The sequence below is a fragment of the Pseudomonas machongensis genome, from assembly GCF_034961125.1.
Lineage (GTDB): Bacteria > Pseudomonadota > Gammaproteobacteria > Pseudomonadales > Pseudomonadaceae > Aquipseudomonas > Aquipseudomonas machongensis.
Genome location: NZ_JAYFUI010000190.1, coordinates 307,070 through 319,849, shown reverse-complemented (window position 1 = coordinate 319,849; position 12,780 = coordinate 307,070). Strand labels below are relative to the sequence as shown.

Annotated in this window: 12 protein-coding genes and 1 other RNA gene; 8 read left to right on the top strand and 5 right to left on the bottom strand. The window is 63.2% G+C overall.

Annotated elements, in window-relative coordinates; genetic code table 11:
- Positions 1–170 precede the first annotated feature (170 nt).
- Positions 171–267, top strand: an RNA gene (gene ffs, locus VA602_RS23710) — signal recognition particle sRNA small type.
- Positions 268–396: 129 nt separating this feature from the next.
- Here the strand turns inward: ffs and VA602_RS23705 are convergent.
- Positions 397–1,341, bottom strand: coding sequence for a bifunctional helix-turn-helix transcriptional regulator/GNAT family N-acetyltransferase (locus VA602_RS23705; protein ID WP_323454530.1), 945 nt, complete (start codon positions 1,339–1,341; stop codon positions 397–399).
- A gap of 240 nt (positions 1,342–1,581) precedes the next feature.
- Here VA602_RS23705 and VA602_RS23700 point away from each other — a divergent pair, with 240 nt between their 5' ends.
- From VA602_RS23700 to VA602_RS23685, 4 genes are all read left to right on the top strand, one after another.
- Positions 1,582–2,628, top strand: a complete 1,047-nt coding sequence (locus tag VA602_RS23700) for an N-acetylmuramidase family protein (RefSeq protein WP_054893635.1) — start codon at positions 1,582–1,584, stop codon at positions 2,626–2,628.
- A gap of 1 nt (position 2,629) precedes the next feature.
- The gene (locus VA602_RS23695; RefSeq protein ID WP_323454500.1) at positions 2,630–3,250 is read left to right on the top strand and encodes an SH3 domain-containing protein; all 621 of its coding nucleotides are present in this window, start codon (positions 2,630–2,632) and stop codon (positions 3,248–3,250) included.
- Between the two features lie 106 nt (positions 3,251–3,356).
- Complete coding sequence (locus VA602_RS23690; protein WP_323454499.1) at positions 3,357–3,767, top strand: hypothetical protein; 411 nt, start codon at positions 3,357–3,359, stop codon at positions 3,765–3,767.
- 9 nt (positions 3,768–3,776) lie between these two features.
- Positions 3,777–5,717, top strand: a complete 1,941-nt coding sequence (locus VA602_RS23685) for a hypothetical protein (protein ID WP_323454498.1) — start codon at positions 3,777–3,779, stop codon at positions 5,715–5,717.
- On the opposite strand, the gene VA602_RS23680 is transcribed toward VA602_RS23685, so the two are convergent.
- A complete protein-coding gene (locus VA602_RS23680; protein WP_323454497.1) occupies positions 5,711–6,469 on the bottom strand; it encodes a substrate-binding periplasmic protein in 759 nt (252 codons plus the stop codon). The two genes, VA602_RS23685 and VA602_RS23680, sit on opposite strands and share 7 nt — an antisense overlap.
- A gap of 132 nt (positions 6,470–6,601) precedes the next feature.
- Here VA602_RS23680 and dnaX point away from each other — a divergent pair, with 132 nt between their 5' ends.
- From dnaX to recR, 3 genes are all read left to right on the top strand, one after another.
- Complete coding sequence (gene dnaX, locus VA602_RS23675) at positions 6,602–8,656, top strand: DNA polymerase III subunit gamma/tau (protein WP_323454496.1); 2,055 nt, start codon at positions 6,602–6,604, stop codon at positions 8,654–8,656.
- Positions 8,657–8,718: 62 nt separating this feature from the next.
- Positions 8,719–9,054, top strand: coding sequence for a YbaB/EbfC family nucleoid-associated protein (locus VA602_RS23670; protein WP_054893640.1), 336 nt, complete (start codon positions 8,719–8,721; stop codon positions 9,052–9,054).
- 83 nt (positions 9,055–9,137) lie between these two features.
- Positions 9,138–9,740, top strand: coding sequence for a recombination mediator RecR (gene recR, locus VA602_RS23665; protein WP_054893641.1), 603 nt, complete (start codon positions 9,138–9,140; stop codon positions 9,738–9,740).
- Between the two features lie 29 nt (positions 9,741–9,769).
- On the opposite strand, the gene VA602_RS23660 is transcribed toward recR, so the two are convergent.
- From VA602_RS23660 to VA602_RS23650, 3 genes are all read right to left on the bottom strand, one after another.
- Complete coding sequence (locus VA602_RS23660) at positions 9,770–10,768, bottom strand: sulfate ABC transporter substrate-binding protein (protein ID WP_323454495.1); 999 nt, start codon at positions 10,766–10,768, stop codon at positions 9,770–9,772.
- Positions 10,769–10,861: 93 nt separating this feature from the next.
- Entirely contained in the window at positions 10,862–11,698 is an 837-nt protein-coding gene (locus tag VA602_RS23655; protein WP_063543957.1) for an ion transporter, read from the bottom strand.
- A 45-nt stretch (positions 11,699–11,743) separates the two neighbouring features.
- The gene (locus VA602_RS23650; RefSeq protein ID WP_323454494.1) at positions 11,744–12,619 is read right to left on the bottom strand and encodes an urea transporter; all 876 of its coding nucleotides are present in this window, start codon (positions 12,617–12,619) and stop codon (positions 11,744–11,746) included.
- Positions 12,620–12,780 lie beyond the last annotated feature (161 nt).

The following is a 12,780-nucleotide window of genomic DNA, read 5'->3' as shown; positions in this document are numbered from 1 at the left end:
TGGGAGCGGGCTCGTCCCGCGATGAGGCTGGCACAAATCCCCGAGAACCTCATCCCTGGCGGACAAGTCCTTGAGAAATGATGGTTTTTTTGCCATCAAAGGTTGTAACTTCCCCCCGTAACGGTACAATGGCGCGGCTCGTCACCTGATGAGCTGCGTTATGGTGGCCCCACCGGTCCCCCCGCATTGATTACCCGTTAACCTGGTCAGGCCCGGAAGGGAGCAGCCACAGCGGGAACATCGAGTGCCGGGGTGTGGCTGGTGGGGCTGCCTCCATTTCTCTCGAAGTCCTGCTCTCGAACGGCTTTCGCTCTTCACCGCCTGGTGATCCAAAGCGTGACGCATCGTACGCCTAGCCCTCCCTGCCTTTGCTTACCCCGCCACTTGGTCCCATCGTCAGCGTTTACGCGTGAACTGCTGTTCCGTAACCGTCGAGCCCCATTGGCTGCCTTGCTCTTCATGAGTCAGTTCGAAGCCCAGCGATTCGTAGAGGTGCCGGGCGGCTTCCAGTCCTTTGAAGGTATGCAACTGGATTGCCGAGAAGTTCTGCCGGTCACAGAAAGCGACTGCTTCGGTGAGTAGCCGGCGACCTACACCGCTACCACGGCAGCCATCATCCAGCAGGAACCAGCGCAGGTGAGCTTCATCGTTCCCGAGGTCCTCGCCGTCGATAGCCACCGACCCTACGATTCGGCCAGCGTCTTCAGCGACCCAGACTGCGTTGCGCGGATTCCCCAGCCGTCCTGCAAACTCGGCAATGTTGGTTGCAACCCTGCTCTCGAAGAACTGGCCGAAACCGGCATGGCGCGAGTAGTAGCTTGCATGCATCTGCGTCATGCGCCCGATCAGGCCGGGACGGTATCCGAGGGTGATTTGAACCCTGGAGGCCGCTGTTTCGGTGGGCTGTTGGCGGGAAGCCTTCAACGCCTGGGCATAGGCATTCAGACCTTGGGCGATGACCTGCTGTTCTTGCGGGGGCAGTGGGGCCAGCGTTGAGCTGACCTGCATTTGCCCGTAGGCATGAATCTCTTCAAGGGTGCGTTTCCCTTGCTCTGTCAGGCGCAGTTGCTTGGTGCGGCCATCCTGCTCACTTTCATGCTCTTGCAGTTCACCCAGCTGAACGAGCTTCGCAACCATGCGGCTCACGCTGGACTTCTCAAGCCCTAGCGCCTGCACCAGTTGAGCGGCAGTCCGCTCCCCATGCTCGCCTAGCTCAAGCAGCGTGTGAACGGCAGAGGGGGAGTACTCCGTGCCTGCCAGCGTCGTTCGCATGAAGCCCAGCTCACGGACCATCGTGCGTGAGGCGGAGCGGATTTGCTCCACGACCGAAGGGTCGATCATTTTCAAGGTCTCATCAGGAATGGTTGCACAATACAACCATGTTTGGTTGTATTGTGCAATCATTCGCCGGCCCCTGGGCGGTTCGCTGCGGGTGAAGACTGCTTCACAGCCTTGAAGTCCGCTTCTGGACAACTGAAAACACCCTTGTTAGTTTGCGTCCGCCATATATTTCAAAATATGACAGTGGCACTTAAGTGATATTGATTTGATATCAATTTATGACGAGCAAGGACGCATTGAATGAAAAGCCTGCAAGGTTTGCCCAGTCTTATCAGCGCTTCGGTAGGCACGCCCGGTAAAGCCCGAAACTTGCCCGCCGATGTTCAGTGCATCCAGTACCTGTTCAACCTACTCATCCCGCGGCTCGGTTTTCCGTTGCCCGAGAATGGCCGTTGCGACGGACAGCTGGTGCAGCGCATCAGTCAGTACCAGTTTCGTCATCTGAAGTACGCGCATCCCGATGGAGTCGTCGATCCGAATGGGCGCACCTTCAACAGCCTGGTCGAGGAGGCTGTTCGAGTGCCGGTCAAGTTGATTCCAGCACTGCGTCTGCCCACCTTCATCAATGTCTTCGCCAATAATGTCGATGCCCAGGTGCAGGCCACGGTCAATCATTATCTGGACCGGATGCGCGCGGTGATCGAAGCCGAGCGGCGCAATCGGCAGATGGTGCTGCAGGTCACCTGCGATGGCGGCATGACGCTCAGCGACAGCGACTTCCAGAACGCCGCCACTCAGTTGGGCAACGGCATCTCAGCCAACCTGATCAAGGCATTTGCCACGGTGGAGTCGGGTGGCCGTTCGGGTTTCGGGCCGGCCAAGCTGCCGGTGATTGCCTTCGAGGGGCATCACTTCCAGCGCTATACCAAGCACAAGTACGACCAGACTCATCCGCTGCTCTCGTACAAGTACAAGAAGAAAGCCGGCCCGCAGTGGCAAGCCAACAACAAGGACCAGGCCAAGGCCTGGGAAACCATGGCCACGGCATTCGGGCTGGATCAGGAGGCGGCATTGAAGTCGGCTTCCTGGGGCATGTTCCAGATCATGGGTTTCAACTTCGCCGATTGCGGGCATGCCAATGTGTTTGAATTCGTCGCGGCCATGAAACTCAATGCCGGGCAGCAACTCAAGGCCTTCCTCGGTTTCTGCAGCAAGAACCCGTCGTTTATCAAGGCTGCGAAGAACAAGGACTACGCCGGCATGGCCGCCAGTTATAACGGCAAGGATTATGGTGACTATGACGTGCGTATCAAGAAGGCCTACGAAGCACTTGAAGGGAAGAAGTGACATGGCAAAGAGTTTCTCGCGCCGACTGACTGTTCTGGCCACCGCATTGCTGGGGTTGTCCGTGTCTGTTCATGCAGACACCGCCGTATTGAAGCCCGGGCAATACGACGCACTGATGCTGGCGGTCACGCCGGATCGCCAGGTGGAGGGCTATTATTCCGAGACCCTTGGCGAAGGTGTGACCCGGCATTGCACCTTCTACCTAAAGGGGCAGATCAGCGGCGATGGGGCGGTTGCGCTGGCCACCTGGGAAGACCAGACCTTCCCCGGCAGCCTGGCGGCCACGGGCGATGGCGTTACCCTCACCGTTGCACGAGGCCGCGAGCACCCCGGCTGCGTCAGTGTGCTGATGCCGGAGATCGCCACGGGGCTGGAGCTCAGTCGCTATGCGGAAAAGCCCTGGATCGCGCTGCTGACGGTCACTGCTGACAAGGCCTATCTGCGCAAGCAGGCGGGCAGCAGCGCGAGCAAACGACCCTATATCGTCAAAGGCGATGTAGTGGGCGTGCTGGCGTTCAAGGACGGCTGGGCCAAGGTCGAGTTCATCAACCAGGACGACCGCTCGTTCACGGGTTGGATCAGTCAGGATCAGTACCGCCGACTCGTTGCGCCCAAGGGCTGAAGCTGAGCTCGGGTGACGAGCCGAGCCCGCCGCACCTGCATTTATCGGCAAACAGGCTTATGATGCGCCTCTCGCAGCCCACCCATTTCTGAGAGAGGCCATCAGCATGGATCAGGTTGACGATCTGACCCGCCAGCGCATCCGCGACTGGCAAGCGCGCCGCCTGGAGATCAAGGACCAGATGGCCTCGCACCCCGAGCGCACCCTTGAGCTTTCGAAAGTACTCGACCAGATGGAAGAGGAACACGAACGCATCCTTGGCGAAGCCACGCCCGCAGCCGACACCCCAACAGCGGTCGATCAGGCACCGGGGCTGGATTTTCGCCTGAGCGTCTCGGCGCGCAATGCCCAGGACCTGCGCAAGCTGCTGGAGATGGCGCTGCACGAGCTCGATAGCGCGCTGGCTGCCGAAGCCCGCTGCGAGGATGACGCGCGGCGCGTCTACCCGGGCGGCATGTCCGGCTCGCTGGGCGCCTACGCCTACGAACTTGAAGCCAATCCCGACACCAGCGAATGACCTGCCCGCATGCAACCTGAACATTACGATTTCGCCGACACCGTGTTTCTTCCCGTCACCCTGGAAGTCTGCCAAGGCCTGCTCGAGGATGCCTCCGGGCTCGAAGGGTTGAGCGATCCGGAGCTGGCGGCGGTGCTGGTGATCCAGAACCTGTCCCAGGCGCGCGAGCAGGTGCTCGACCCTGCAGCGGCGGAAAAGGTGCTGGCCAAGTTGCTGCAGTGGTCGGTGCGAGGGCCGCATGCGCCGGGCGTAGGGCTGGGCTCCGAGGCGCGGCGGCTGTTCGATGCGCGCAAGCTGTATTTCGGCCTGGAAGTCATCAAGGGCTCGCGCTTGCAACTGCTGGGGGCCGAGGAGGTGGCGCAGCGCGAGTACTTGTTGGATGACGGGACCTGGGACATGCGCTTCAGGTCGCTTCGCCACCCGCGCCACAATCCGTTCAGCCAGCAGGCCATCACCGGCTTCAATAAAGAGCGCTGGCTGACCCGCGAGCAAGACAAGTTGCTGCGGGTGCTGCGCGCCAATCCTGACGAAGACCTGCATGTGCAGGGCTATGCGGGCATCGGCAAGAGCTACCTGCTGGGAGCGCTGATCGATTGCCTGCCCAGGGGGCGGGTGTTGGCACTGGCGCGTACGCCCGGCAAGCTCGACGCCCTGCGGCGGCGTATCGGAAAAGGCTCCAAGGCTGGCAAGACGTTCGCCGAGTTTGCCCAGGCCCTGCTGAGCGTGCCTGGGCGGCCTGCCGCACGCGCATCGGCACGCCTGCCGGGCAAGCGCGCGGTGGCCGAAACCCTGAACATCCTGGGCTTTCGCCAATACGATGGCGAAAAGACCCTGGATATCTGCCTGGAGCTGCTGAAAAACTACTGCGAGTCCCGCGATCACAGCCTCACTGTGCGCCACCTTCCGCACTTCGCCCAGGCGCTGTCGCGGCTGGATAGCCAGGTGCTGCTCGAATACGCCAGCCGCCTGTGGACCTATCTGCAGGACAACCCTGCCTGGGATCGCCAGACCGGCTTCCCCACGTTGCTGCTGCTCAAGCGCGCCAGCCTCTCTGGCCACAGTGTGCCGAGCCGCTACAGCCATGTGATCGTCGACGAGAGCCAGGACATGCCTGGCCCGTTGATGCAGATCATCGAGCGTGGCCGCCAGGTGCTGATCACGCTGGGTGACGAATACCAGCGTGCCGACGGGCCTGGGCTGCGCCGCGCGCGTCAGGTGCGCCAGCGCGACATCGCCTTCTCGGTGCGCTGCGGGCCGAAAGTGGAGCGGCTGATCAACCCGCTGATCGGTGTGCATTCGCAAAAATCCAAGCTCGCCTTCGAAGGCGCCGGCAGCGTGGATGTCGGCATCGAGCACTACCCCCTCGATTTCGTGCCACCGCAAGGCTGTGTAGTGCTCACCGCGTCGCCCTGGGATTCGATGAAGTGGGCCATGCAACTGGCCGACAACCAGTGCCGGGTGGGCTTCTCCGATAACGTCGGGATGCAGCGTTTCATGTCCAGCGCCGTGCAGTTGTTCCGTGCCGACCTCTATGGCGCGGGCAGCGATGGCCAGGACACGCACGCCTATTTCGCCCACGCGCTGAACTGGCGACAAGTGCACGAGGACAATCGCTTCGACGAGTCATTCCTGTGGGTCGAGGCACGGCTGCAGGACGGTTTTCGGATTGCCGAGCTCAACGCCTTGTCGGCACGCTTCTCCAATGAGCCGGACAGCCTGTTGCTGATGCCGGCGCAGGAGGCCGGGGGGCAGGAGTTCGATCACGTGCTGTTGACCCAGGAGCTGATGGCGCTGAATCCGTTCAAGGATGCCTACGCCTTCGACAACCGGGTCTGCGCGGTCTATATCGCGCTGTCACGTGCCCGGCGCCATCTGTATCTGCCCTACGATGTGGACGAGTGGGTGGCGTACCACAAGGGCCAGAAATTCCGCGAGTCACACGGCTACTGATCGGCCGACAGCGTCCCTTGCACCTGGGTGTAGCGCTCGATGATCCGATCGATCTCGCCGGACTGCTTCAGGCGCACCAAGGCCCGCAGCATCTGCTGAGCGGGAATGGCCGGGTCGTTGCGCACCATGCAGCCCAGGTCCTGCTCTTCCAGCAGGGCCAGCGGGCGCAGGCGCTGCTCCCGGGGTTGCTGGCGGTTGAACCATTGCAGCGACAATTGGTTGCTCACCGCATAACGATAACGGCTGGCTTGCAGTTTCTGCAGGGCCAGGTCCTGGTTGCGGCTGTCTTCCCGCGTCAGCAGACGCTGCGCGAACATCGGGTCCAGGGTCGGGTAGGTGTAGCCCAGTACTGTACCGATGGGTTGTGCGGGCAGTTGCGCCAGGCCGCCGGGCAGCCCATCGCCAGCACGCCCGACCAGCAGGTCGCGTTGGTGGATCAGCGGCACGCTCCAGATGAACTCACCGGGCCGTTCGTTGAGCCAGTTGCTGGCCACGTAGCAGCGCACGTCGATGTCGCCAGCGGCCATGGCCTGCTCCAGGCGCAGGCGCGCCATCACGTGGTATTGCGGGCGTACCCCGGCTTCGCGGGCCAGGGCCTGGATCAGGTCGAAGAGAATGCCGTCGACCGGCACGTCGCCCTCGGTGCGCATCAACGGCATGCTCCAGCTCTCCGCGACGGAAAAGCGCAGCACCGGCTGCTCGGCAAGGCCGCTTGAGCTCCATAGCAACAGGATGGCGAGAAGTCGCCGCACGTCTATCCTCCTTGGACTTTCCATGTTCACCGGCAGCGCCCATAGTCTAGACGAGCCGGGCAGGGTGCAATTTTGCCCCCGCTCCGCTAGCATTAGCGATCTTCCGCTCGATCAGGCTGCGATGGTTTTTTGATGAGTTATCAGGTTCTTGCACGTAAATGGCGCCCGCGCTCGTTCCGCGAGATGGTAGGCCAGACCCATGTGCTCAAGGCATTGATCAACGCCCTGGACAACCAGCGGCTGCATCACGCCTACCTGTTCACCGGCACCCGAGGGGTCGGCAAGACCACCATCGCGCGGATCATCGCCAAGTGCCTGAACTGCGAAACCGGTATCACCTCCACACCTTGCGGCACCTGTTCGGTATGCCGGGAAATCGATGAAGGCCGCTTCGTCGACCTGATCGAGATCGACGCCGCCAGCCGCACCAAGGTCGAAGACACCCGCGAACTGCTCGACAACGTGCAGTACGCGCCCAGCCGCGGACGCTTCAAGGTCTACCTGATCGACGAAGTGCACATGCTGTCCACCCACTCCTTCAACGCCTTGCTCAAGACGCTGGAAGAGCCGCCACCCTACGTCAAATTCATCCTCGCCACCACCGATCCGCAGAAGTTGCCAGCAACCATTCTCTCGCGCTGCCTGCAGTTCTCGCTGAAGAACATGAGCCCGGAGCGGGTGGTCGAGCACCTTACCCACGTGCTCGGCGCCGAAAACGTGCCATTCGAGGAAGATGCCCTGTGGCTGCTGGGCCGCGCCGCCGACGGCTCGATGCGCGATGCCATGAGCCTGACCGACCAGGCCATCGCCTTCGGCGAGGGCAAGGTACTGGCCGCCGATGTGCGGGCCATGCTCGGCACGCTCGATCATGGCCAGGTGTACGGTGTGCTGCAGGCCTTGCTCGAAGGTGACGCCCGGGCGCTGCTCGAGGCGGTGCGCGCCCTGGCCGAGCAGGGGCCTGACTGGAATGGCGTATTGTCCGAGATGCTCAACGTGCTGCACCGGGTCGCCATCGCCCAGGCCTTGCCGGAGGCGGTGGACAACGGCCAGGGCGATCGCGACAAGGTGCTCGCGCTGGCGGCTGCGTTGCCGGCCGAGGATGTGCAGTTCTACTACCAGATGGGCCTGATCGGTCGGCGCGACCTGCCGCTGGCGCCGGATCCGCGGGGCGGCTTCGAGATGGTCCTGCTGCGCATGCTCGCCTTCCGCCCGGCCGACACCGATGACGCGCCGAAACCTGCGCTAAAGCCGGTGGGGATCAGCCAGGCCACAGCTGATCCAGCCAGACCGGTGGCAGCTGCGACCGTGGTGGCCGAGCCCTCCGTGGTTGCCGCTGGGCCTGAGCCTGTTGCGCCGCCCGCACCTGTGTTCGATCATGCACCCGCCGCCGAGCCGGTCGCTGCTGCTGCGTCCGCCGTGGCTCCGGAAGCGGTGCCTGCGATCGAGCCCGAGCCCGTGCACGCCGTTGCGGGGCCAGAGACAGTCGTCGACCTGCCGTGGGAAGAACCCTCCCCAACGGTCGCGCCCTCGGCGCCGGTCATCCCGGCCGTCGTCGCGCAGCCGCCTGACGATCAGCCGGACTACGACGAACCGCCCTTCGATCCGTCGGCGTATGCGTCGGTCGGCATGGAGCGCGACGACGACGGTGCGGATGACGATTACTACGTGCCGCAAGCCGATCCGGCAGGTTTCAGCTACCTGGACGAGCTCGCCGAGCATATCCAGGAGGACGCGTCTGCGGCGGCGCCCGAGCCTCTGCCTGCGGCGCAGCCGGCCACGGGCCTGGCCCTGCAATGGCTGGAATTATTCCCACAGTTGCCTGTCTCCGGTATGACAGGCAACATCGCCGCGAACTGTACGCTGATCAGCGCCGATGGCGATGACTGGCTGCTGCACCTGGACCCAGGCCAGGGTGCGTTGTTCAACAGCACCCAGCAACGCCGGCTCAACGAGGCGCTCAACCAGCATCTGGGGCGTACGCTACGCCTGCAGATCGAGCTGATCCGCCCCGAGCAGGAAACCCCCGCGCAGGCCGCCGCGCGCAAGCGCGCCGAGCGCCAGCACGACGCGGAGCTGTCGATCGAGCAGGACCCGCTCATCCAGCAGATGATCAAGCAGTTCGGCGCCCGGGTGCGGCACGATACAATCGAACCTGTAGACGCGGCCCTGGCAACCCCGGGGCAGTGAAGCGAACCCCTTGCGCCCGGCCTCGTGCCGGCCGCATACATGACCCAATCGAGGATTCTCCCATGATGAAAGGTGGCATGGCCGGCCTGATGAAGCAGGCTCAGCAGATGCAGGAAAAAATGGCCAAGATGCAGGAAGAGCTGGCCAATGCAGAAGTCACCGGCCAGTCCGGTGCAGGTCTGGTCAGCGTGGTGATGACCGGTCGTCATGACGTCAAGCGCGTCAACATCGACGCCAGCCTGATGTCGACCGATCCGGACGACAAGGAAGTGCTCGAGGACTTGATCGCCGCGGCACTCAACGACGCCGTGCGCAAGGTCGAGCAGAACAGCCAGGACAAGATGGGCAGCATGACCGCCGGCATGCAGCTGCCGCCTGGTTTCAAGATGCCGTTCTGATCGACGGTTTGCAGCACATGGGGAGCACGATCGAATGATCGCTGCTCCCTTGTTCATTCTGTACCACTGACAGGCCTGCCTACATGAGCTTCAGTCCCCTGATCCGCCAACTGATCGATGCCCTGCGTGTGCTCCCGGGTGTCGGCCAGAAAACCGCCCAGCGCATGGCCCTGCAGTTGCTCGAGCGCGACCGCAGCGGAGGCACGCGCCTGGCACAGGCCCTGAGCCAGGCCATGGAAGGTGTTGGCCATTGCCGCCAGTGCCGCACCCTGACCGAGCAGGAGCTGTGCCCGCAGTGCGCCGACCCGCGCCGCGACGACACGCAACTGTGCGTGGTGGAAGGGCCGATGGATGTGTATGCGGTAGAGCAGACCGGCTACCGTGGCCGTTACTTCGTGCTCAAGGGGCACCTGTCGCCGCTCGACGGCCTGGGCCCCGAGGCGATCGGTATTCCACAACTGATGGCGCGGATCGAGGAGCAGGGCACCTTCAGCGAGGTGATCCTGGCGACCAACCCCACGGTGGAAGGCGAGGCGACGGCGCACTACATCGCCCAGTTGCTGGCCGAGAAGGGCCTGACTGCCTCGCGTATCGCCCATGGCGTACCGCTGGGTGGGGAGTTGGAGCTGGTGGACGGTGGCACGCTTGCGCATGCCTTTGCCGGGCGCCGTCCTATCTCGCTGTAAGCGTTGGGGCGCAGCGCGCCCCAAGCCAGTTACTTGTTGGTGTAGATCTGGTCGAACACGCCGCCGTCGTTGAAGTGGGTCTTCTGCACGGTGCGCCAGTCACCGAAGGTCTTCTCCACCGAGAGGAAATCGACTTTCGGGAAACGGTCGGTGTACTTGGCCAGGACGGTGGCATCACGCGGGCGCAGGTAGTTCTGCGCAGCGATTTCCTGGGCCGCCGGCGACCACAGGTACTTGAGGTATTCCTCGGCCACGGCGCGGGTCTGCTTCTTGTCGACCACCTTGTCGACCACGCTCACTGGTGGCTCGGCTTCTGCCGACACGCTCGGATAGACCACTTCGAACTGATCACGACCGAACTCGCGGGCGATCATCTCGGCTTCGTTCTCGAAGGTGACCAGCACGTCGCCGATCTGGTTGGTCATGAAGGTCGTGGTGGCAGCGCGACCGCCAGTGTCGAGCACCGGTGCCTGCTTGAACAGCTTGCCGACGAAATCACGGGCCTTGGCTTCGTCGCCGCCTTGCTTGAGTACGTAGCCCCAGGCCGAGAGGTAGGTGTAGCGGCCGTTACCCGAGGTCTTGGGGTTGGGCACGATCACCTGCACGCCATCCTTGAGCAGATCCGGCCAGTCTTTCAGCGCCTTCGGGTTGCCCTTGCGCACGATGAACACGGTGGCCGAGGTGAACGGCGCGCTGTTGTTCGGCAGGCGGGTAACCCAGTTGTTCGGCACCAGCTTGCCGTTGTCGACCAGGGCATTGATGTCGGTGGCCATGTTCATGGTGATGACATCGGCCGGCAGGCCATCGATCACGGCACGCGCCTGCTTGCTAGAGCCGCCGAAGGACATCTGCACGTTGACCTTTTCCTTGTGCTCTTCTTCCCAATGCTTCTGGAACGCCGGGTTGTAGTCCTTGTAGAAGTCGCGCATCACATCGTACGAGACGTTCAGCAGGGTCGGCGCGGCCTGGGCCAGGTTGCCGAGGGCCAGGCCTGCGGCGAGCAGCGAGGCGCTGAAGAGTTTTTTCACAGGGGCATTCCTTGTTGTGAGTGAAAGTTTGGCAGTGTGCCAGTAACTATAACCTTTGGTTCTTGAGCCATTAAAGATCAAAACAGACTTTGCTTATGCCTGCTTGGTCGCTGCCTTGGGAAACAGCGCATTGCCACAGCGCGAACAGAATGCTGCCGTCGGCTCATGGGTTTTCTTGGCGCAGGTCGGGCAATCGTGGCGCAACTGTTCGCCGCGCATGGCGTTGGCCAGCTCGGCAGTGAAGATCCCGGTGGGCACGGCGATGATCGAGTAGCCGATGATCATCACCAGCGATGACAGTACCTGGCCCAACGGCGTCTTGGGCACGATGTCGCCGAAGCCGACCGTGGTCAGGGTGACGATGGCCCAGTAGATGCCCTTGGGAATGCTGGTAAAGCCGTGCTCGGGCCCTTCGATCACGTACATCAGCGTGCCGAACACGGTGACCAGGGTCGAAACGCTGACCAGGAACACGATGATCTTCTGTTTGCTGCCGCGCAACGCCTCGAGCAGATAGTGCGCCTGCTTGAGGTAGGGGCTGAGCTTGAGCACGCGAAAGATCCGCAGCATGCGGATCACCCGGATGATCAGCAGGTACTGGGCGTCGCTGTAGTACAGGGCGATGATCCCCGGCACGATGGCCAGCAGGTCGACCAGGCCGTAGAAGCTGAACGCGTAGCGCAGCGGCTTTGGCGAGCAGTACAGGCGGGTGAGGTACTCGGCGAGGAAGATCGCCGTGAAGGCCCACTCGATGCCGGCCAGCAAGCCGGAATAGTTGCGGTGCACATCGTCGATGCTGTCGAGGATGACGGTGACCAGGCTGGCCAGGATGATCAGCAGAAGGATCTTGTCGAAGCGTCTTCCAGCGACGGTGTCGGTCTGGAAGACGATGACATAGAGCCGCTCGCGCAGGCTCGAAGGGGTGTCCATGGGCTCGTTCCGTTATACGTTGCCGGTGAGCCTAGGGGCTGGCTCTCAGCCGTGCAAGCGTTGCGCGCTGCGCTGTCGGCCTTGCTGTATGAGGTGGCCGCCCAGGTGCATCAACCAGCAAGCGAGGACGAAGGGCGCGGTGAGCGCCGGCAGCGGCCACAGACTGGACAGCGCCTGCAGCAGCAGGGCCAGGGCGATGGCCAGCAGCGGGACCCAGGGGCGTTCGCCCTGGCGGCTGAAGGCCAGTGCGGCCAGTGCGGTGTTGAAACCATACAAGCCCATCCAGGCCGCAGCTGCCTGGTCAGCGAGCAAGGCCGCACCGCCACCGATGGCTGAGCCGATCAGGGCCCAGCACGCAGCACGAGGATGGGCGAAGAACATGCCGGCGACGATCAGCAGGCCCGTCAGCGGTGCATCGAGCAGAAACACCTGGCCGACCCCACGCAGCACCCCGTGCACGTGGCTGGCTTCGACCTGACCGCTGACGCCGGGCTCGATGATCAGCAGCATGATCCAGCCCAGTAGCACGAAAGGCGCGGTGTAGGCCAACAGCAGAGGGCCGCCGCGCTTGCGCCATTGGTGGGTGATGATGCTCGACAGGCCGCCTGCAGCAAGGATCAGCGCAGGCACGATCGCCGACCAAGGCACCAGCGCACTGATCAGCAGGCCGATCAGCACACCGTTGTAGCTGTAAAGGCCGGCCTGGCGATCAGCGCGGGCATAGCCGCGGCGCTGCGCCGTGAGCAGGCCGGCGAGGGCGCCAAGCAGCGCGCCGCCGACCAGGTCCGGGGCGGTGAGCAGGATGGCCAGCAGGCAGCACAGGCCGCACAGGGGATCGCGCAGCAGCAGCACCTGGCTGAAGCCGTTGAGCAGCGCCGTGGCCCAGTCGGGGCACGGGTTGATGAAATTCTTGGTGTACATGGGCAGTCGGCAAGGTGAGTGAAAGGCGCTGGGCCTCTTCGGGCCTCGGTTGTGCGCCATTGGATTGGCTCTGCGCGCTCTGTAGGAGCGGGCTTGCCCGCGAAAAAGACACCGCGCTGCCTGGCACGGGCTACGCCCGTGTTCGCGGGACAAGCCCGCTC

Coding starts and splice junctions, on each gene's coding strand:
- VA602_RS23705 (WP_323454530.1), bottom strand. CDS start 1,341: ATGATCGACCCTTCGGTCGTGGAGCAAATCCGCTCCGCCTCACGCACG.
- VA602_RS23700 (WP_054893635.1), top strand. CDS start 1,582: ATGAAAAGCCTGCAAGGTTTGCCCAGTCTTATCAGCGCTTCGGTAGGC.
- VA602_RS23695 (WP_323454500.1), top strand. CDS start 2,630: ATGGCAAAGAGTTTCTCGCGCCGACTGACTGTTCTGGCCACCGCATTG.
- VA602_RS23690 (WP_323454499.1), top strand. CDS start 3,357: ATGGATCAGGTTGACGATCTGACCCGCCAGCGCATCCGCGACTGGCAA.
- VA602_RS23685 (WP_323454498.1), top strand. CDS start 3,777: ATGCAACCTGAACATTACGATTTCGCCGACACCGTGTTTCTTCCCGTC.
- dnaX (WP_323454496.1), top strand. CDS start 6,602: ATGAGTTATCAGGTTCTTGCACGTAAATGGCGCCCGCGCTCGTTCCGC.
- VA602_RS23670 (WP_054893640.1), top strand. CDS start 8,719: ATGATGAAAGGTGGCATGGCCGGCCTGATGAAGCAGGCTCAGCAGATG.
- recR (WP_054893641.1), top strand. CDS start 9,138: ATGAGCTTCAGTCCCCTGATCCGCCAACTGATCGATGCCCTGCGTGTG.
- VA602_RS23655 (WP_063543957.1), bottom strand. CDS start 11,698: ATGGACACCCCTTCGAGCCTGCGCGAGCGGCTCTATGTCATCGTCTTC.
- VA602_RS23650 (WP_323454494.1), bottom strand. CDS start 12,619: ATGTACACCAAGAATTTCATCAACCCGTGCCCCGACTGGGCCACGGCG.